We start from the raw sequence: 18575 nt of genomic DNA, 5'->3' as shown, positions 1-18575 counted from the left end.
AAGCATTACTTATTTATGTGGCTAATAAACTTGTCGAATTGTCAAGTTTAATCGACCGTTATTTTTGAGTAAATCTGACGTTTTTGGTAGAATTCTTTGGACTCCGTGATAAGCTAAACGGCTGTCACCGTGGAGGATAAGGACATCGCCCGATCGTAATAAAATGCCTTCGAGTGGATCTTTCCGATTGCGGTTGCTGCCGACAACAAAACTGCAATCGTCACCGAGAGATATTGAAATGATGCAGGGTTTGAGGTTGCGCTCGGTATTATCTTGATGCAAACCTAACTTACTTTTGGCGGTGGCTGGATAAAAGTTGATTAGACAGGTTTCGGGCTGGTAATCAAACTCACCAACTAATTTGGCTAAACTTTGAGCAATGTCTATCAACTCTGTCGGCATTGCTGCGAACGGCTGATTATTTACTGGATTGATGGATGAATAACGATAGCCTTTGCGATCGGACAGCCAGCCAACTATTCCGCAACTGGTTTGGCTACAGTTGAACTTTTGACCCGTAGGCATCACGGGAATTGTCATCCCGCCATTGACTTTGGCTATATTTCGGGTCATGTCAACGAGATTGTGTTGTTCCTGAACAGAGAAATACTTTTTGAGGTGCAGCATGGTTGATTCCAGATAGGAAAAATCAAATCCTTAACGCGAAGCGCTTTTGGTTATCTTCGATCGCTTTAAAAAAAAATCTCCAGCGAGGGCTGGAGACTCTTCTATTTGCATTCAGATTTGCGTGAATCCATTTTCTGCTTGATGCGCTGGGGTAGACCCAGAATTGCGCCTTGATAGACTCGATCGAACTCTTGCTCAAAGTGAGTGCCGACCGTGGCACTTTCAATCACCAACAAAGTTTCATCATTCGCTCGGTTGGCGGCTTCACTCCAGTTGTGAGAACCGGTGATGACTTTGGTTCCATCAACAACACCGAACTTGTGGTGCAGTCGATCGCCTAGAGGAAGTTTCGGCATCCCGACTGTCGCTAGTGGTTGACTCCAGAGACGGTTTTCGACTTCCAACTTGCAACCTTCCAGTAGGCTAGCGCCCATCATGTCCATCGCTTCACTGTAAGGACGGTAGACAAAACTCGAATCAACCAAAGCTCTGATACCTACTCCAGTCTGGGATTTAGCTCCCAGTGTATCTGCCAACTGCTGGGCAGAAAAGACAAACAGCGCCAGATTGACGGACTTGGATGAATTGGCTAAAGTCCGATCGATTAATCCGTTCGGTGTTTGCTGCCAGGGAGTTTTCGCGGTCGCTGGCGAGAACTGAACTGCGACAGTTGCACCGCCAACAGAAACTCTGGCGATGGCGCTTCGCGCCCCGCTAGCTAACGAACGAATCGCTTTCTTGACACCAAACTTACTGTCTGGCTTTCCGCCAGGGCCGTCTCCCCACATCTGACTGAACTCTTCACTGAAAACTTTTGCCAGCTCCGGGCTTTGCATTTTCAGCAGATTGTTGGGATTGCCCCGACTTTCGACGCTCTTGAAATCGCCGTGAATATCGCTGGTTGTGAAATTCGCTGAAGTGACGATGAGAGTTTTGCCATCAATGACAATGAACTTGTGGTGCATCAATCCGCTGCCTTTGCTGCCGTCAGCGGTATCGTCAATCATGGGGATTCCTGCTTCACGGACGATCGCCAGAGCATCACCGCTGGAGATTTCGGCATCGGAGAGAGAACCGTCTTTATCGGTATCTGCAAGGCTAACTAGCTCTGCATAGCGATCGTGCTCTCGCTTGGGCAATGCTCTCACCTGTGAGGGAGAAAGAGCGACGGGACGATTGTACAGATTTTCGATAATCAACCGAACTTTGATACCTGAGCGATGGCGATGCGCTAGAGCTTGCGCTATGCGAGGCAAGCGAAGTTCCTGAACTGCGACATCGACACTCTCGCGAGCACTGTTGATGGAATAGACCATGAGCTGTTCCAAATCATGACCCGATCGCGTGACCTGACGATATGGCTCAGTGTAGCTAGAAGTTTGAGATTGATTGAAATAAACCTGAAGTGATGGATCTTGAGGCAATGCTTTGATGACTGGAGCTGCGGAAATTTCTTCTGTTGGTTTTGGTTTCATGAATTGATTGCAGGAAACGAAACCAGCGACAATTAAAAGTGCTAAAGCGACGATTTTCTTGTTCATGATATTTTGGGTTGATGAGTAATATTTACGTGGGTCTAAAAAAAAATCTCTAGCTTGTGCTAGAGATTTTCTTGTACTTGAACATTGCTATCTACAATCCTTGTCAGTTTTGATGACGACTTCGCCTTGATTGCCCAAAGCTCCGCCTCTAACCAAACAAAACTTCTTTCTTGACCAGGGATGGCTGAATGTGATTGTTCCATGCTGACCGTAGCTACCACCAATTCCGCTGTTGGTTTCGCTACTCCAACTAATCAAAGTTGCTACATTGCTGCCAGCTCTGCCTGCAACTCTCGCATCAATGCCTCTAAAAGTTGATTCAATCTTGACTCCGCTGGGCAAGGAGATTTTCTCTCCACAAACTCCACCTAAACACTCTGCGATTGCTGCGTTCTCGCCTGTGAAAACTGCAACGCTTCTTACTTGACCATAATTAACAATTGCGTCATATCTGCTTTGCTTCGCTGTCTGAACTAACTGGACATGGGCTGCTGTGACTTTGGCATAACCAATCAATCCAGTAGCGCCTAACAAACCAAGCGCTGCTAATTCACCAGCAATAACGATAGATACCATTGTTTCAACTAAGTTAGCCATGAGAAATACCTAAATAACGACAGTGAGCTGCATTAACTACAGCTCACTCCCTTATCGCGAAGCGCCCTCACTAAAAAAATTCACCTCGCTCTTTCTCTTTCCATTTCTTTTAATTTGAAAGCCCCAACATCCATGACGGATATTGAGGCTTTTCTGTGGTATCGATCGGTACTAACTTACTTGATTAGAACTCATCAGTTCTATTGTTGTTGTTGTTGTACTCCTTCTTGTTTGCATAATATTCAGTACGAATCTGCATCAATTCATCTGGCGTATATCCAAGGTCGCTAACAAACGTATGGATTTCTGGCAGAAGCATTGTATGAATCTTGTAACCTTCCCAGTCACGCTTGAAAACGTCATACAAATCTAAGCCTTTGAGATCGGTATCATTCTCAGCTTTGAACTGACTCCAAGCCAAGATACGAATTGCATCTCTCAAATTGGATGCTTCTTTTTCTGATTTGGTCAAGATATTGATAGCCATGATAAACCTCTAAGTAAAGTACAGAAATCTAACTCAATCCCTTAAGGCGAAGCCCTACAAAATGCTTAACTTTACCATTGTTTCTTCATTCAGCGATTAGTAGATTAAGTCAAATACTTTCGATCGAAAAGAATCAAAAATATTTAACTTAATCTTACCATTGGCTGATGAACTAACTCACGCTAAAACAAATCGCCAACATCAAATTCTTCGTCAGGAACAGGAACAGAAACATTGCTATTAGCCGATGAATCGTTGACTTTCCGAGTAGGAGTAGCACTAGCCGTAGCCGTAGAAGTAGCACTCGTAGTAGCACCAGAAGAATTGTTCTTCTTTGCATAATAGGTCGATCGAATGCTTAACAATTCTACCTCGGTAAACTCTAAACTTTTGGCGAAAGCGATAAGTTCTTCATACGTCATGTCATGAAGTTTCTCATCTTTCCATTCAGCATCAAACACTGCATAACCGCCATACTGGAGATCTTTCAGTGATTCTTTGTTGGTAGATTTGTATTCTTCCCAGGCAAGAATACGAAGCGCATCAAGCAACAAACTACGCTTTTTGGCAGTCTTGGACATGAAAACGATAGCCATGATAAATTCCTTTGGTGTAATGTACAGTGATTTTGGAAATAAGCAGAAAGCCTATCTCATTTCCCTATCGCGAAGCGACCCTAACAGAAAAACTACTGTAGGTTCTTTCAATTGAATTGATTGTTGAAAGTAACAAAGGCTGGATAGAATGTGTTTCTATCCAGCCTTTATCTACCATTCGATCGGCTCTATCATTTGCGATTTGTAGCCTTTCTTCTCGTTCAAAGTCCAAAGTACCAGGGAAAAGCGTTCAGGGGTAAGGATTCGTGGTACTGAATGGGTAAGCTTGCAGTTAAATTCGCAGATGTCGCCATCATTGAGTTTATGAAGCTTGCCATCGATCGCAAATTCAGCTTCGCCAAGGTTGATGCTTACTGTGTGAGGCATTGCGTAGCCGTGATCTTTGTGAGGTCGGATCAAGCCACTGCTGCCTCCTCTCTCAGATCCGTGATAGGTGAGTAAGCCTATGTTGCTGCCGGGATAGACTCGTTGGGAGAAGTTATAAAGCCGATCGTCAAAGTAAGCTGGTTTTACTGTGCCGTTGCCTAGATGTACTTCGTTAAAAAGCCAAAGTTCTAGTCGCCGAGTAGTCAGCGTTGAGTAGCTAGGCTTCATTAGCGTTACTAAGCTACGGCAGTAATCGCGAAAAAGCTCAAGGTTTGGGATCTGTTTCTTTAGTCGTTTCATGCTAGTCACCAGTAAGGAGCATTTCCTTACCGCGAAGCGCACCTCATAGATAACTTTCTGTAGGTTCTTTTCTTTCGATCGATGAAAATGAAACGATGTTGATGATGGAAAGATAAACTCGCCATCATCAATTTAGGTCAACGGTTAATCGTCAAGAAACATTTCTGATGGATAAGGTTGTGTGATCGAGTAGTAACATTCTCTGATAATCAACAGTTGTTCGACTGAGAAACCTCTTTCTGTTGCTAATAGAGTAAGTTCAGTTAGATCCATCGATCGAATCTTGCTGTTTCTCCAGCGACTGTAGAATCTGGTGTAACGCTGGTTTAAGTCTTCACGAATCTGAGGATTTGTCTCAAACACCTCCCATGCGAGCACTCGGAAGGCATCACGTAGGCGTAGAGTTGTTTGTTCTGTTTGTGAATCAACCTGAATCATGTTTCTGTTCTCCTGTTACTTATAGCGTGAAAATATCTTGTAAGAGTTGAATGAGATTGTCTTTGTTGTCGATCGCCACCCTGAGTGCGTAAGGAAATAGTGCATCTGGCTCTGTCACAAATTGGACTTTACCACTTAAATTAGACGGAAATGATACTTGAAGAAAACTGAGTCGAGGAGTTAGCACCAATTGGTATCTTTTATCCCCTTTATTTTTGTAAGCCACGTATTGCTGCTTATTGAACTGCACTAATTTGGTATTCTTTGCTATCCAAGATTCTGCGATGTCGCTACGCGACCCGCAAGCTACGAAAACAAACTTGTCCCGCCTTCGATACTGTTGATTTGGCTATGAAGTAAATGAGGTATACCGTCAATAACTTCAAACCGTTGGATTAAGTCGTAAACTATTTTGTCAGTCATTTGAATTGTGTGAATTGGATAGTGTAAGTTTCTCTTCATCAAGAAGTAGTGAAGAGAAACTTACGTTTAGTATTAGCTACTTTTTCTGGCAGCGAATTACTTCAGCAACAAACTCAGGACTTAACCCGCGTATTTTAATTTCAAACGGGAAATCTTTAATCCGTTTAGCTTTTCTCGGTTCGGCTTCTTTCGGGAGTGTGTAACCGCCAACTGTAGCTACCAAACTTAGATATGTAGTAGCCTCAGTTTTCGATCGTATGCCTATGTACGTGATGAAAGATTCAAATCCTGAAGCAGCATCGGGCATTTCTTGCCAATTGAATTGATTATTGGTTGTGCCGACAATGGTGATTCGATCGCTCAATTTTACTACAACGTAACTGCCATGCGGTGATGTTTCGATAACTTCACCTTCAACACCTGCAAAATTGATTTTGTCCATGATTAAGTTTCTAAGTAAAGAACTAACTCCACACTTCATAGCGAAGCAAAACACTAATAACCTTGGAAACAGTTTTTAATTTTGTTTCTTTGATGAAGAGTGTTTGCTTCTGTAACTAAGCAGAATGAGGATGAGGAAATGCTATAGAGTTTGCAGACACAGGAGATAGAACAAACGACTTGAAACGAGCTTGATGTTGAATCCTGTGCTGATTACCAATCGATCGAAAAACTTCTTTGACGTATTTGAGACGAAGATGCTGAAGATTGAGTGAGCCTTGGGAATATTCTTGCCACAATCCTTGCTGTTGAAGATGCAGACACAGATAGAAACCGTAATCTGGCAAAACTAAAACTGGACATTTGATGCCTGTGAGGTAAGGCTGAAATTCTTTAACTGGCTCACCTAATTTATGTTTGCTACTTTTATTAATCAGCCAAAAATCTGCTTCCGGGAAATTGTTTTTCACAATCCAGTCAAACAGTAATAAGTTTTCCATTTCGTTTGGGGAATAACATCAGTTCCCCCAAACGAAGTATTCTTATTTCTCTTTCTTCACTTCAACTCACACATAACCTGTACCTGTAGCGCATGACCGTTACATGACCGTTACATGAGCATTGGAATGGAAAACAGGAACCGCATAGCTGAAGGGTTCCTGTTTCTGCTAGAAGTTACCAGAAAATACTAAGAAAATCACGGTTGTCGATTTCCCAGGACAGAAGTTTTTCTTCAGTTCCTTGTTCAGTTTCCACAATATACTCAAAATATTGAGCAATTGTTGCTGAAGGAACGATCGACTTAACTCTAACTATCCCGCAGACAGTGAAATAAGCAAAACCCACCTGGATGCGATCGCCGTTGACACAAAGCGGGAGTTCGCAAGAAAAATAATATTTTTTCCTACCATCCACACAAATATAGACACCGCCTCGCCAAACCAAATCCTGACCAATTGGCAAATCAAACTCAGACCAGTGTGGGCGGGAAATTGGGGCGACTACCTTCTTTCCTGTTTCTGTAACTGTAACTAACGTCATGTCAAAACTCGCTGGGTAAAAACTCATGTCCTTACCGCAAAGCGCCTTTGTGATTGACCTCTGCTACTGTTACTTGCAAATTAAGTCTGTTTCTGTACCTGTTTCTGTTTCTGGTTTGGTTTCTGTGATTGTTTCTGTTACTGTTTTTGTTTCTGAGGGTGGAGATTTTTTCCAGGGAGCAAAGATTTCGGTATCCTGGAAAAGCTCTTGAGGACTGATGGTAGAGTTAGGACGCTTCAGAATGCCTTTATCTCGGTAGAATAACTGCTCATCCAAAGCGTAGGCAACAAGTTCGCTGCAAATCCATTTATCGGGATGATTAAGCAGATTGCCTAACAGTTCCTCCAGTTTTCCGGTCAGCAGTCGATCGAGCATCCGCCCAGGGAAACTGCCTGAGAGTCCTTGGGTCAAGATTGCGCCGAAATCGTATTGTTTGCCGACTTCGAGACTGGCTTTGTGTGCGATCGCATAGCCTACCGAATCGTTGAAAAATATGGGTTTGCGGAAGAAGATTTGACAGTTAGGGTCATTGAAGTATTTGCTTAATGTGCAAAGCTTGACTGTGTTATTTACCATGTCTGCTTCAATACATTGATCCTCACCTACGACAATCAAAGTATGAGTTACATGGATATCGCTGATCATGTCCCAACCTGTAAAGTAAGCGATACCGAGAGATGTTACGTCCGCTCCTTTGTTGAGAAATCCTATGTACCCAGTTTTATAGTTCACTTCATAATCCGGGGCTATGTCTGTTACTTGGATTGCTGGTTTATCAGGAGATTCTGTTGCAAACATGAGGCTATACTCCAACTAAATTAATTAGAGTATAGCAGTTTTTAACTGTTGATTATTGGGTATTCTGACCAATACCATTCCAGAAAACGCTGGATAAATTGAGCTGTCGGTAAGTCATGGCAACTGAGATACCAAAGATATAAATTTTCAGTTCTAAATTTTTCACAGAAACTGATTAGATGTCTGTTAACAGTTCGAGTTTGAAATTGCTGCCAAATAACTAAGCGTTTTTGTTCGAGTGTGTCACCATCAAAGTAAGTGGCTAAGTTGGTCAATTCCTTACGCTGTTTCCATGCCCAAGTTGACAAACGGATATCGCTACCTTCATAAGCAACAGCATAATGACCTTTGAGAAAGTCTTTATCAATTTGCTTACCGTTTCGATCAAAGTAGGTTCCTTCTCGCCTGTTGACATCGTAAGGAAAAAGGTTCATTGGATTGATGTGAATTTCTGACATGATTGTTGTTGATATTAGGTTATGGTTTAGCCTAGTAGGATATAATGACTCAATCGGGCTTCTTACCAGAGATTAATTTCTGGTATCGCTGATAAAATCGGCTTTTTATCAGGAAAGGAATTAATCACTTTCCTGATACCGCCGAAATTCTAATTTAGAACCTGATTTGCTAAATACTCAACACATTTGGCAATAAGTTCAGCATGGGAACGATCGGAAATATAAATCAGCTTGAGCCGATTTGTATCTCGGTAAGCATGGGCTAATTCCATAATCGATCGAAAGATATCTGAATCAGGCACTAAATTAGGCTCGTAGAAACCTTTTAATCTGACTTTTAAATATCTGGGTAAATGCTTCTGGATTTGTTGCCATAGCATTTGCCTATATTCCTCAACAGAAAACTTACCTCGCCAAAGTGGAGAATTGTCTAGTTGGTCATACTGATCGTTTAGACCTTCAGACACATTGAAAACTTCGCGGTCAATATCGATCGCAAACTTAACTTTCTCAGTCGTGAATTTATCGAAGTCAAACTTTTCTACAGCAATAGTCATGATAGTTAGAAATGACAGGTCGCTCCCTTACCGCGAAGCGACCCTAACCCAAAAACTTTAACTACCTCAATTGCCTATTCTGATAATTTTGATTTTACTTTGAGTTCGATCGATATTCTCTTTAGTTCCCCGACTGTTGCCATCCCAGAGAGCCAAACCGTAATCGCAAATTGAGCACATTGCTATATCTCGATTGACATAGCTTCCTGCAACTCCCACCGTTTCATATCCTGTCGTGTTTCTCGGTTTTGCGTTACCGTCCCACAAAGCAAAGTAAACCTTAACGTTGAGGTAATTCGATCGACGTAAATATTCTTGGACTAGCTTGTCTACGCCTCCCGCATCACCAACAATTATGGAAAAGTTTAGCTGCATTATTCGATCGATTGATGGTAATCCAGCACTGATATCTTTGATAGAACGACTGCCAGAAATCATTACAATTTTAGTCAGATTAGTCATAGTTGTTGGTTAATAACTGCTTCCCAAACACGAAGTGCAAGTGATAGAATTAAAATAAAGTCACTAACATGAAACTAAAATGCCTTGATTTATTTGCGGGAATAGGAGCTTGGGAACTAGCAAGTAGTTTAGTTAACAAGAACTCTCAGATTAGATTAGAGACGATCGAATTCGTAGAAAACAATCCTTACTCCCAACAAGTTCTGAGAACGCACTTCCCAGGAATTCCAATTCATTCCGATATCTGTGACTACCTACCAACCAAAAATAAAGCCGATGTCTTCTTCTGTAGTTTCCCTTGCCGAGGCACATCAAGAGCCGGAACCAAAACCGGACTCGTTCATGTTGAATCAAGTTTATGGTTCCAAGCACTCCGCTGCATCATACTCGGTAGACCAAGTTTTGTACTGGTGGAAAATCCAGCAGGACTCATCGATCGAGGGCTACGAACAATCCTTGCCGGATTCAGAATGGCTCATTATCAAACAGAAGTTGAAGTTGTCAGCGCGTCGGAGTGCGGTGCGCCACACGAGAGACAAAGAGTGTTTGTCATTGCCCACACCAACAACTTACAGCTCCAGCAACGGCAAGGGTGGACCTGCTGGTCTGACAACATTGGAAAGCAAATTGAGATCGCAAAATCGTTTATCAGCTACCCAAAAACTGAATCCCGAACTCTGCCTCTGGTTAATGGCGTTCCCTCCTACCTGGCTGGAGTGCATTATGACCACTGGTGGAGAATGAATCCGCCACCAGTCAGTCCTGGATTAAAGCCTAGAACGCCTGGAAGACGTGAAGCAGTAACTCTAGCTGGTTTGTCGATCTGCGTCCCCCAAGCCACTGTGCCCTTAATGCGTCTCCAGTTTCTAGCTTCCTTACTTCCTCAACATTAGTAATTGTTGCAAAGAGATGAGCAATGTAGAAGAGCAAATCCGTTTGTACCGTCAAGGGCTGTCTTATTCCCAGATAGCCAAACATACTAATACGACAGCAGCAGAAGTACAGCGCAGTATCAGGGCATGGAACTTGCAGCCTAAGCAAGTAGAACCTACTCGATCGGCTAAGGAAATTGAAGCCCTGAGAGAGCGCATCCGTAGCTTGAGAATGGATGAGCAATCCATGAAGTCAATCGGTCGCCAAGTTGGGATTGAGGAAATTGTAGTTTATCGACATTTGCAAATTATGGGATTGCTTTAGTTAGTCAAATAAACTCAATTGTTTCCATTCTAAAGGTTTGTTTTTGTTTTTGTTTCTGTTACTGTTTTTATTTACATCGGTGTTGGTGTTACTAAAATTGCTGTTAGCAATATAATTAACGTGTTTCCAGATATCGTTTTGTTTGATGTATGCGATAGTTCGTTGGGAAACATCAAATAATATACTGATTCTTTCAACCGTTAAGTTAGTTTCAACTAACAAAGCTTTGATTTGAAAGACTTCTTTTTCGGTCAATTTAGACTGAGGGTTTTTAGAACCTCTATTAGAGCGTCCTTTTTCTACCATGTCTCTCATATTTTCTGTATGAGTGCCGAGGAATAAATGCTCAGGATTTACACAAGGTGGATTATCGCATTTGTGACATACAAACATACCTTCAGGTATTTCCCCGTTGTATATCAGAAAACTTGCACGAGAAGCATTCATCCGGCTTCTCTTTAGATGGAATTGACCATAACCTCTCTGATTACACCACAAATCTGTTAACCAGCAATTATCTTTGCTGATAATGTGTTTTTCAAACCGTTCTTTGCTACGATCGTCCATAAGTAAAACGTCCCTTAATTTGTAGCTCAATAAAATTATGAAAACGAAAATCAAAAACAGAAACAAAAACAGAAACACACGTAAATTGTTTCTGGAGATGAATAGAAGTCAAAAGGTGATTGTGCGATGTTTTATTGCCCAGTTAGAAGGTGTTGAGGGTCATGCGGTTTACTTAGCAATCGATCGAAATGGAGAAATTGAACTAACAGTAGTTTCTCTTCATTCTACAGTAATAAAAGCCTGGAGTGTAGCCGTAGCAGCTAGAAGAATCTTAGAAAATAGCAGTTATAGTTATAAGCATAGCAACGAAGTTATTCTTAAGACTTTCGTTGCTGCACTCGTTGCTGATTACTTTGATTATTCTTCAGATTCTGTACTGAACGAAATTGAAGTTCCTAGCAAGTGGAAAACTTTTAGCACTAAATCGAAACATCCTGACTTTGCTAATGGAGTTTTTGTCATCGGTACATCAGCAACTGAAATTTTAATGCTGGAAGAAGAACCCAAAAAGTTAATTCTGGCAAATACCTACTTGATGTCTGCTTATATTGCTGATTTCATGAACGAAAACCAGCTTGATTCTCTGGTTCTGCCAGATATCGATCGCTTAGTCCATGAAGCACGTAGAGCCTTTTCCTCAACCAAACATCGAGTTAACTATTCTTTGACCGCTCATGAGCTTCTTCGCTGGGCTTATAAATAATCCATTGCCATCACCCTGTCAAACTCTTTGACGACATACTTTAAAAACTTGGGATTCTGATCGAACAACTTTAAAAATCTGTCAGGCAGACCACTAAATCCTTGTCGTACCAGTTCTTCTACCATGAAAAACACAGCGTAGCCGAAATAATAAAGCTTAGGAGCTATATCACCCTCTGCTGTTAAACCTTCTGTTGATATGTACGATTTCTCATTTTCATCCACATACTGAACAAAATAGAGGATTCCGCCACTTTTCAGCTTTATGAATTCTCTATTATTCTCAGTCAAACTTCCATTCGGTCGATCGAGCTTAAACTCCCTATACATTGATTTTCCTAACTCGTTCATCTCCACCAAGCGGTTATTTATTCTCAGATTTTCTGCTTGGATTCTCAACGTTTCTATTATCAGATCCGTGTTGTACTTTGTTAATTCCGTATTCTCGATCAACAATTCCGTATTCTCTGCCAACAAACGCTCATTTTCCTTGGATAAATCACTGTTATCTGACATAAAAACTCTCAATTATTTGTTATATTATAGCAAGAATTAAGGTTTCAGGTAGCTTCGCTTTTAGGTTTTGATGTTCTTTTTTTAAGTTAATGATAGTAACAGAAACAGAAACAAAACGTGTAGTGAATATTCATTGTGATGGTGCTTGTTCAGGAAATCCGGGACCTGGTGGTTGGGCTGCAATCCTCACAATTCCTGGTAAGTCCAATAAAAAAGCGATTAGTGGTAAATCTGACACCACCACTACTAACAATCGCATGGAATTAACAGCAGCAATCGAAGCTTTGAAAGCTCTCAAGAAACCTTGCAAAGTTACACTATTCTCGGATTCAACCTACGTCGTAAACACGATGGCTAAAGGTTGGAAACGTAACGCTAACCAAGATTTGTGGGAAGAACTTGATAAGTTAGTAAAAGTTCATGACATCACATGGCTGTGGCTGTCGCGGAATTCAACTCCTGAGTTGAGTGAATGCGATCGACTCGCCAAAGAACAAGTTGGCAACTCTTGAGAGCTAAATTTTAGCTTAACTTAATCCCAAAATGGGCATTGTTAATAGTCACAATGTCCATTTTAGCTATGTTAAAATAAGCTAACTTTTAGCGCAGTATTTAGGGAAAAATGATGAGTCAATTTGATTATTTACGAGCCCAGCTTGCCGATAACGTATGGGCTGGAAAGCCAATTTTGACAGTAGCCGATGCTGTTACTCAAGGAGTAACGAGCGGAAAAGATTGGTATTTTAGCCTGCCCCATATCCAATTTATTATGGCAAATCCAGTAATGGCAGGGGTCAAAGATTTATTAGTAGCATCCCAAAATGTGGGAAATACCGTGATTGATTGCAGTCTGGTATTTTTGGAGACGCTTAATGGCATCAACCGTGCCTACAACAGCAAAGCATTCACAAACCTAGCCGGCAAAGGCCAGCAAGAATTAGCAAGTCTCCTTCCATCAACCAGAGAAAGGATAATTTATGAAGCGTCGGTGATGGCGTACAACGAATCGTTGAATTTACCTAATTTATCAGTAACGATCGACTCGATTGAGGCCGACGTTCGAGCAATTCAGCAAGGGGGAGCCACAGCCGAAGCTCAAATAGAGACATGGAAATCACAAGCTCTTACTAAAGTCGAGCAGCTTAAGGCTGAGATTTTAGCAACGATCGAATCTCTGACCGGGAATCCACGCCGGAACGCTCGCGCACGTATCCGACGGGCAGAGGCAGCACGGATTGCTATGACTACGAACACGATTCCTAACATCATTGCTCACAACCCTTACTCCATCAGCTCAACCTACAATCACTCCATCAGTTCCATTTACAGCCGTCTGCCCGTCCTAAATACTGCACTGGTGCCGATCGCAGTAGGGGGAGCAGCTACGATCGCAGGGGCAGTGGGTGTGCTCACAAGCATTGCAAGTTGGCTGCTAGGGAGTTTTTTCCTGAAATCATTCAATATTCCCGCAGTTTTGTTACCAGCGTTGACCAATACTGTGGTGTCGATCGTCCTAAAATTATCAGGTAGTTCAGGCGGTGCTGAAGCGGTTAGATATTTAGCGGCATCTGCTTTGAAAGCTGGAGCAAGTTTGTTGCCCCGCCTCTTTGGAACCACAGGAATGCGAGCAAGTGGTTGGGCTTATTTGATGGCTTGGGCAGCTCCTATAATTGGTGCAGCCGTTATCATTGCCACTGCTATGAGAAACCGAACTGATCTCGCTGAATTCCTTTACGTTTTCGCAGATATTGGTGATAAAACACCAAGAAAGTTTAACTTGTCGTTATCGCATATGTACGACACGAATCAAGTTGAAATTCTTGAGAAATTGAAGAGTAATGCAAGAAGTTTAAAAAATAAAGCTCTTGTGCCGATCGAGAAAATCATCGGAGTTGGACTAAACGCTAAACGCGAATTTATTCTTGGCTATGATTTAACCAATCCCGATGAACCAATTCTGATTCCCAAGGACGATATTATTACCACATTAGGAGGGGACAAAGTTGCTAAAATAGCAACAGGAAAATTTTACTTTGGCGACTAATATGCCTACGGATTACGACCTTGAATATTCTTGGGTTGATGAGAGCTTAGGACAAATTGCTACTACTGCTGTTTGGTCAGTTTGGGATTGTGTTCTTAAACAATGGTCAAACACTCCTAAAGTAACTCTCCGCAATATCCTTCTCTCTGGCTGGCATCAAGACGCTGGTAAAGAGCGATTTTGTATTGGACAAATCCCCGAAAACACCAAGACTGCTGCTCTCCTCGACCCCTTTATTGCTAATAAGAACGATCGATATATCCTGGACTTAGCTAGTGGCTCTCGGAACCACGGGAGATTCACTTTTAATATGGCTCCAATCGGCTCAAACTACTATGGCAGCAAAGGAACTGAGCAATGGAAACGCATCATTTACGGGAGTATCATGCACACCGGATGCAAGCACTTAGTCGGTAAAGAATTTAACTTTGTCATTGTAGATGATACCCGGCGTGATGCTCAAGGTAATCCCCAAGATGACCCCACTAATGGTAGACACTGGAACAGCGGAGACAGCCATGCTAAGGGGTCTAAGGAGTTTCTTACTATACTTGGAACAGGTGATGTTCACTTACCTAATGACGAAGGAATTCCCCTCCAATTTCGGATAGCCTCATTTAAAAAGTGGGTAGCCAAAGGAACGATTGCCCACAATCCAGAATTAGATGGGTCTGGCTATGATTTAGTCATTCCGTGGAGTTCACTCAAAGGCAACAAACCCGCACTCGGAAACTACAAAGAAAAACTGCTTTGTGGGTTGGTATTTGAAGGAGAAAAACGCATGGCTAAAGCTGGTTGGATGCTATTCCAATGGTTCAAATTTGAAACACTAGAACAAGACCAAATAATTAGCCGACTCCGCACGAAATGTGAGAAGTTAGTAGCTGCTACTAACTCCATTCAAGCGTTGGCTAAAGAGTTGAGAATCCATCAAGTAGAAGCAGAACAAGAACGCGAACAAGGCGATAGTATTCAGTCAGAAGCTGAATATGTCAATACTGCAATGGAGATAATTAAATACGATATCAAAGGACGACTTCTGCTTCATCCTTACATCACAGGTAAGGTAGCAGAAAGACTTCAGGCAGTTTGGTTGAATTTAGCAAAGGCTGCGGGGGTTCGTTTCTGGTCATTGATGTCCCAACCAGATGAGTATTTTCAAAAATACGAAAGCACGGACAATAACGGAAAAACGACTTTTAGCGAGAAAGTTTTCTGTGCACCTGGTATGGCTCCCGGTGAGTACATCGTATTTTGCAATCCCATGAGGCATTGGGGAGACTGCCAACTGTGGATTAACAGAATTGAAGGCACTTATACTCGGGGGACGAACCTCATGGCAGCATCCACCAAGCTCATGCTGAGTCTGGGCAGAGACTTTGACGGCGACTTTGTTCAGCTCATCGCCTCTGATCAATATCCGGCGCTGAGAGATGCGATCGCCAATTTCGACAAACCTCCCGAAGTTGACAAGCTTCCTAAAATGGCGTTGACCGGAACTCTCCAAGAAGTCGCCATCAACAGCATGAACGACATCACTGGTGTAGTTGCCTCACTCCTCGGTCGCGCCAGAGCAGCGGGAGTAGAAGGAATAGTCCTGAACATCCCGCCGGGAGGAATGCAGACTGAGCCAAAAGAGATGGCTATCATCAACTTCCTGAGTCAGGAACTTCAAATCGCCGTTGATTCCCTCAAATCGGCATATCCCAATAATGATAAGGGTTTGAAGGCGGTTACTGATTATCTCAACGGTCTGGGAGATGCGGGCAAAATTCCCTGGCTCAAAGATTTTAAGGAGAAGGACACTTTTCTAACTCGACCCTGCGCCGTTGCCAATGATGCGATCGATACCATCTCCCGACTCGTCAAAGTAGTCAATAGCTATTGGCGACCAGCTCAGCTAGAAACTAACATCGACATCAACTCGTTTCACAATGCGCTTTTTGATGGAGTTGAGGTAGCCCACGAACAGATGGACTTTGCGTTTGAACAGCGCAAGGGATATGGCTCAGAGATGGGAGCTGCGATCAAATGGAAGGAAGAAAACGAGGGTGACACTACCAAACTCCGGGAAGTCTCCGCTAAATATCAAGCTCTCAAGAACTCAGCTCTTGAGCAATTTGCCGATGCCCAGGGTCAGGCTTATACCGATAAATCTTGGGCTGCTGCTTATTGGCGCGCTGTCCACACCAGTGCTAGCGAACTTAGCACTGGCTCGCTAGCGTTCAACTTATTCCGAGAAGAAATCGTGACTGAACTACAAGAGAATCCCGATACTTTGCCTTACTTCGGTGTCTTTAACGTCCACAAACAAGAACCCAATGTCTGGAGCCGAGGTGAATGGACTGGACAGAATGTTCTGATTCGCATTGTTCAACGTCTGAAACCTGCTGTGGGTCAGCAAGCCGCACGGATGGAGTTGGCGATCGATATGAGGTATCCCGACAGTACCAAAAATATCGGCTATTTTCCCCTTGGATGGGTTGGTGAAAAATATCGAAGTAAAGTGGCGATCGGTGAAACTCGTGAAATGAGAATTTACACCGATGGCAAATATATGGATGAAGCGGGTAGAACTATTACCAAAACAGTTCGTTTATTTAATCAATCCCTGAGTCAAGAACAGATTGATTTCTTAAATGGCAAAATGCCAGCAGGTCTTTATAGCCCTGAAGATTTTGGTTTACCACCTAATTAATGAGGAGTGGTATTTACGACAAGTGGTAAATACCACCAACTTCCTGCCAGTTTCATGCCTAAAAATGAGAAAAATGTTTGTGATTTATTGTGCTTTTATAAAAACTAGGGCATAATCAAATCAAGCGTCTATCTCAATCAAAATTTTAATTATGGCTTCAGTTGTTGAAAATCTCCCATTTGGAGAAGTTATCTCCAGTGTCGTAGCTTCTCTAGAAAGCGGAAAGGATATCAAAATCGAAGGGTTTGGCACTTTCTCTTTGATTGAAAAACCAGAACGGGAAGGACGAAACCCAAGAACAGGCAAACCCACCATTTACAAGCCTACTCGCCGACCGAAGATTACGTTTGACAAGAAGTTCCTGGAAAGAGTTTATGCGGGTTCAAGTGCTTTGGAAACTTCGACTGAAACAGGTTCGCCAACAGCTTCAGTAGCAAGCCCCGCAACGACTCCAGCTTCGACAGCAGCTTCGACAGCAGCTCCGGTAGCAGCTCCAACAGCCCCTGTTTTGCCTCCTCCAATTCCAGCGGAATTGCTTACTCCTTCGGCACCACCAATTATCTGGCAAATCAAAGCCCCAGACGGTAGCTTTATCGAAGTTCCGAGCCAGGATCTATCCAAGTGGGGAGTCGGTGCAAATACTCCAATCTACTCTGCTGCCACTGGTTGGAAATTAGCAGGGAGCATTCCTGAACTTGTAGGACTGGTCTAATAAGAAGAGCTTCAGCTAAACTGAATCTGCGACGAACGAACTGCACAAAAAAACCTGAGTGACTGCACCCACGCTCAGGTTTTTTCATGTTTCTTGTTTCTAACAATTTCTAAGAATTAGTTAGAATTTCTTAGCAAGTTTAAACAAAAGCAGAAAATACGGGATGTCTCAAAGCACCCGTAGCAGTGATGCCAAGATGGATGACTTCGACTATTCTGCCCATATAATTAACTTGGTTAGCCCAAATAGTCGATCGCTCGGCATCCGTAAATCCAGTTCCGACTCGGGCATTGACAATTCGCTCGTTGAGAGTGCCACCAACTAAGAGATTGCCTAGTGATGCAGAATATTTCCCTGAGCCTTTGGTAAACCCGGTAACTGGCAAGCGGTCTTTCACAAAATTCTTGACCTTCAAAAGTGCGATCGATCGACCCTGGAAATAAACAGAATTCGGGTTCCTCAACATTATCCCCTCAGCCGATTGCCCTGATGCCTTGATTGAGTCAGCTTCAGCTTGGATAACCAAAGGCTTATTCTCAATCAACTTCTGAGGAACGTAGCTAACCTTCCCCATTGCCGGAAAAATTTGCTGAACCTGGCTATATTCGTCTGTTGCCACGATGTTCGGATATTGAGTGAAGCCGATCGCAAAGATGCGAAATTCCATCCTCTGTTTCGCTTCGACAACGGTTGCTGTAGTTTTTGTCGAGCGGACAATCCCAGAAATTCTATCGAAAGGCTCTCCGGGGATGTACAGCTCACCATCCAAAAATGACAAATTGTTGGCTAACCGGATGCTTTTACAGATTTGCTCAATTTCGGTAAGTCCTGAATATCGAGTCAAGCCCGATCGACTCCTCAACCCACTGGTCGGGTTCTCATACAAACAGCGCACTCCATCCAGTTTGGGGCTACTGAGCCATTCAGCAACACCATAGTTTTTGGTGGGACTGTAAGTATTTGCTAATTGCAGTAACATCTTTGTT

The 18575-nt window shown here is 42.7% G+C and carries 24 protein-coding genes; 7 read left to right on the top strand and 17 right to left on the bottom strand.

The features are described 5' to 3' along the window. Positions 1–21 precede the first annotated feature (21 nt). From QUB44_RS09970 to QUB44_RS09905, 14 genes are all read right to left on the bottom strand, one after another. The gene (locus QUB44_RS09970) at positions 22–627 is read right to left on the bottom strand and encodes an alpha-ketoglutarate-dependent dioxygenase AlkB (RefSeq protein ID WP_333366210.1); all 606 of its coding nucleotides are present in this window, start codon (positions 625–627) and stop codon (positions 22–24) included. A gap of 101 nt (positions 628–728) precedes the next feature. Continuing rightward, on the bottom strand, positions 729–2168 hold the full coding sequence (locus tag QUB44_RS09965; protein WP_333366207.1) for a phospholipase D-like domain-containing protein: 1440 nt from the start codon (positions 2166–2168) through the stop codon (positions 729–731). Positions 2169–2255: 87 nt separating this feature from the next. Next, complete coding sequence (locus QUB44_RS09960) at positions 2256–2765, bottom strand: hypothetical protein (RefSeq protein ID WP_333339365.1); 510 nt, start codon at positions 2763–2765, stop codon at positions 2256–2258. A 184-nt stretch (positions 2766–2949) separates the two neighbouring features. Continuing rightward, the gene (locus tag QUB44_RS09955) at positions 2950–3252 is read right to left on the bottom strand and encodes a hypothetical protein (protein ID WP_333339364.1); all 303 of its coding nucleotides are present in this window, start codon (positions 3250–3252) and stop codon (positions 2950–2952) included. A 182-nt stretch (positions 3253–3434) separates the two neighbouring features. Beyond that, positions 3435–3848, bottom strand: a complete 414-nt coding sequence (locus QUB44_RS09950) for a hypothetical protein (protein WP_333366203.1) — start codon at positions 3846–3848, stop codon at positions 3435–3437. A gap of 171 nt (positions 3849–4019) precedes the next feature. Then, positions 4020–4463, bottom strand: coding sequence for a hypothetical protein (locus QUB44_RS09945; protein WP_333366201.1), 444 nt, complete (start codon positions 4461–4463; stop codon positions 4020–4022). A gap of 216 nt (positions 4464–4679) precedes the next feature. Beyond that, positions 4680–4973, bottom strand: coding sequence for a hypothetical protein (locus QUB44_RS09940; RefSeq protein WP_333366198.1), 294 nt, complete (start codon positions 4971–4973; stop codon positions 4680–4682). A 499-nt stretch (positions 4974–5472) separates the two neighbouring features. Beyond that, positions 5473–5838, bottom strand: coding sequence for a hypothetical protein (locus tag QUB44_RS09935; RefSeq protein WP_333366195.1), 366 nt, complete (start codon positions 5836–5838; stop codon positions 5473–5475). Positions 5839–5953: 115 nt separating this feature from the next. Continuing rightward, positions 5954–6337 (bottom strand): hypothetical protein, encoded by a 384-nt coding sequence (locus QUB44_RS09930; protein WP_333366192.1) that lies wholly within the window; start codon positions 6335–6337, stop codon positions 5954–5956. 175 nt (positions 6338–6512) lie between these two features. Then, positions 6513–6905, bottom strand: a complete 393-nt coding sequence (locus QUB44_RS09925) for a hypothetical protein (protein WP_333366188.1) — start codon at positions 6903–6905, stop codon at positions 6513–6515. Positions 6906–6947: 42 nt separating this feature from the next. Then, entirely contained in the window at positions 6948–7676 is a 729-nt protein-coding gene (locus QUB44_RS09920) for a hypothetical protein (protein ID WP_333366185.1), read from the bottom strand. Positions 7677–7717: 41 nt separating this feature from the next. Further along, positions 7718–8134: a hypothetical protein gene (locus QUB44_RS09915; protein ID WP_333339340.1), complete on the bottom strand. Its 417-nt coding sequence runs from the start codon at positions 8132–8134 to the stop codon at positions 7718–7720. Between the two features lie 149 nt (positions 8135–8283). Further along, positions 8284–8691 carry a hypothetical protein gene (locus QUB44_RS09910; RefSeq protein WP_333366182.1) on the bottom strand — a complete coding sequence of 136 codons (408 nt, stop codon included), beginning with the start codon at positions 8689–8691 and terminating at the stop codon, positions 8284–8286. 66 nt (positions 8692–8757) lie between these two features. After that, a complete protein-coding gene (locus tag QUB44_RS09905) occupies positions 8758–9153 on the bottom strand; it encodes a hypothetical protein (protein ID WP_333339333.1) in 396 nt (131 codons plus the stop codon). A gap of 68 nt (positions 9154–9221) precedes the next feature. Between QUB44_RS09905 and QUB44_RS31115 the strand changes: the two genes are divergently transcribed. Together QUB44_RS31115 and QUB44_RS09895 are read left to right on the top strand one after the other, a co-directional pair. Next, positions 9222–10046 carry a DNA cytosine methyltransferase gene (locus tag QUB44_RS31115; RefSeq protein ID WP_445299882.1) on the top strand — a complete coding sequence of 275 codons (825 nt, stop codon included), beginning with the start codon at positions 9222–9224 and terminating at the stop codon, positions 10044–10046. A gap of 16 nt (positions 10047–10062) precedes the next feature. Then, positions 10063–10350 carry a hypothetical protein gene (locus tag QUB44_RS09895; RefSeq protein ID WP_333366177.1) on the top strand — a complete coding sequence of 96 codons (288 nt, stop codon included), beginning with the start codon at positions 10063–10065 and terminating at the stop codon, positions 10348–10350. On the opposite strand, the gene QUB44_RS09890 is transcribed toward QUB44_RS09895, so the two are convergent. Next, positions 10351–10917: an HNH endonuclease signature motif containing protein gene (locus QUB44_RS09890; RefSeq protein ID WP_333366174.1), complete on the bottom strand. Its 567-nt coding sequence runs from the start codon at positions 10915–10917 to the stop codon at positions 10351–10353. A 37-nt stretch (positions 10918–10954) separates the two neighbouring features. Between QUB44_RS09890 and QUB44_RS09885 the strand changes: the two genes are divergently transcribed. After that, complete coding sequence (locus QUB44_RS09885) at positions 10955–11620, top strand: hypothetical protein (RefSeq protein WP_333339325.1); 666 nt, start codon at positions 10955–10957, stop codon at positions 11618–11620. Here QUB44_RS09885 and QUB44_RS09880 read toward each other — a convergent pair. Next, a complete protein-coding gene (locus QUB44_RS09880) occupies positions 11611–12135 on the bottom strand; it encodes a hypothetical protein (protein WP_333339323.1) in 525 nt (174 codons plus the stop codon). The genes QUB44_RS09885 and QUB44_RS09880 overlap by 10 nt on opposite strands. A gap of 122 nt (positions 12136–12257) precedes the next feature. On the opposite strand from QUB44_RS09880, the gene QUB44_RS09875 reads away from it, so the two are divergent. The 4 genes from QUB44_RS09875 to QUB44_RS09860 all read left to right on the top strand — a co-directional run bounded on the left by QUB44_RS09875 (position 12258) and on the right by QUB44_RS09860 (position 17589). Further along, complete coding sequence (locus QUB44_RS09875) at positions 12258–12647, top strand: RNase H family protein (RefSeq protein WP_333339320.1); 390 nt, start codon at positions 12258–12260, stop codon at positions 12645–12647. A 110-nt stretch (positions 12648–12757) separates the two neighbouring features. After that, positions 12758–14179, top strand: coding sequence for a hypothetical protein (locus QUB44_RS09870; protein WP_333366169.1), 1422 nt, complete (start codon positions 12758–12760; stop codon positions 14177–14179). A gap of 1 nt (position 14180) precedes the next feature. Next, on the top strand, positions 14181–16877 hold the full coding sequence (locus QUB44_RS09865) for a hypothetical protein (RefSeq protein ID WP_333366166.1): 2697 nt from the start codon (positions 14181–14183) through the stop codon (positions 16875–16877). Positions 16878–17028: 151 nt separating this feature from the next. Beyond that, complete coding sequence (locus QUB44_RS09860; RefSeq protein ID WP_333339311.1) at positions 17029–17589, top strand: HU family DNA-binding protein; 561 nt, start codon at positions 17029–17031, stop codon at positions 17587–17589. A 139-nt stretch (positions 17590–17728) separates the two neighbouring features. Here QUB44_RS09860 and QUB44_RS09855 read toward each other — a convergent pair whose 3' ends face one another. Next, entirely contained in the window at positions 17729–18568 is an 840-nt protein-coding gene (locus QUB44_RS09855) for an ATP-dependent DNA ligase (protein ID WP_333366163.1), read from the bottom strand. Between the last annotated feature and the right edge of the window lie 7 nt (positions 18569–18575).

The sequence above is a fragment of the Microcoleus sp. AT3-D2 genome (assembly GCF_036705715.1).
GTDB lineage: Bacteria > Cyanobacteriota > Cyanobacteriia > Cyanobacteriales > Microcoleaceae > Microcoleus.
This window is presented reverse-complemented; position numbering and strand designations above follow the sequence as displayed.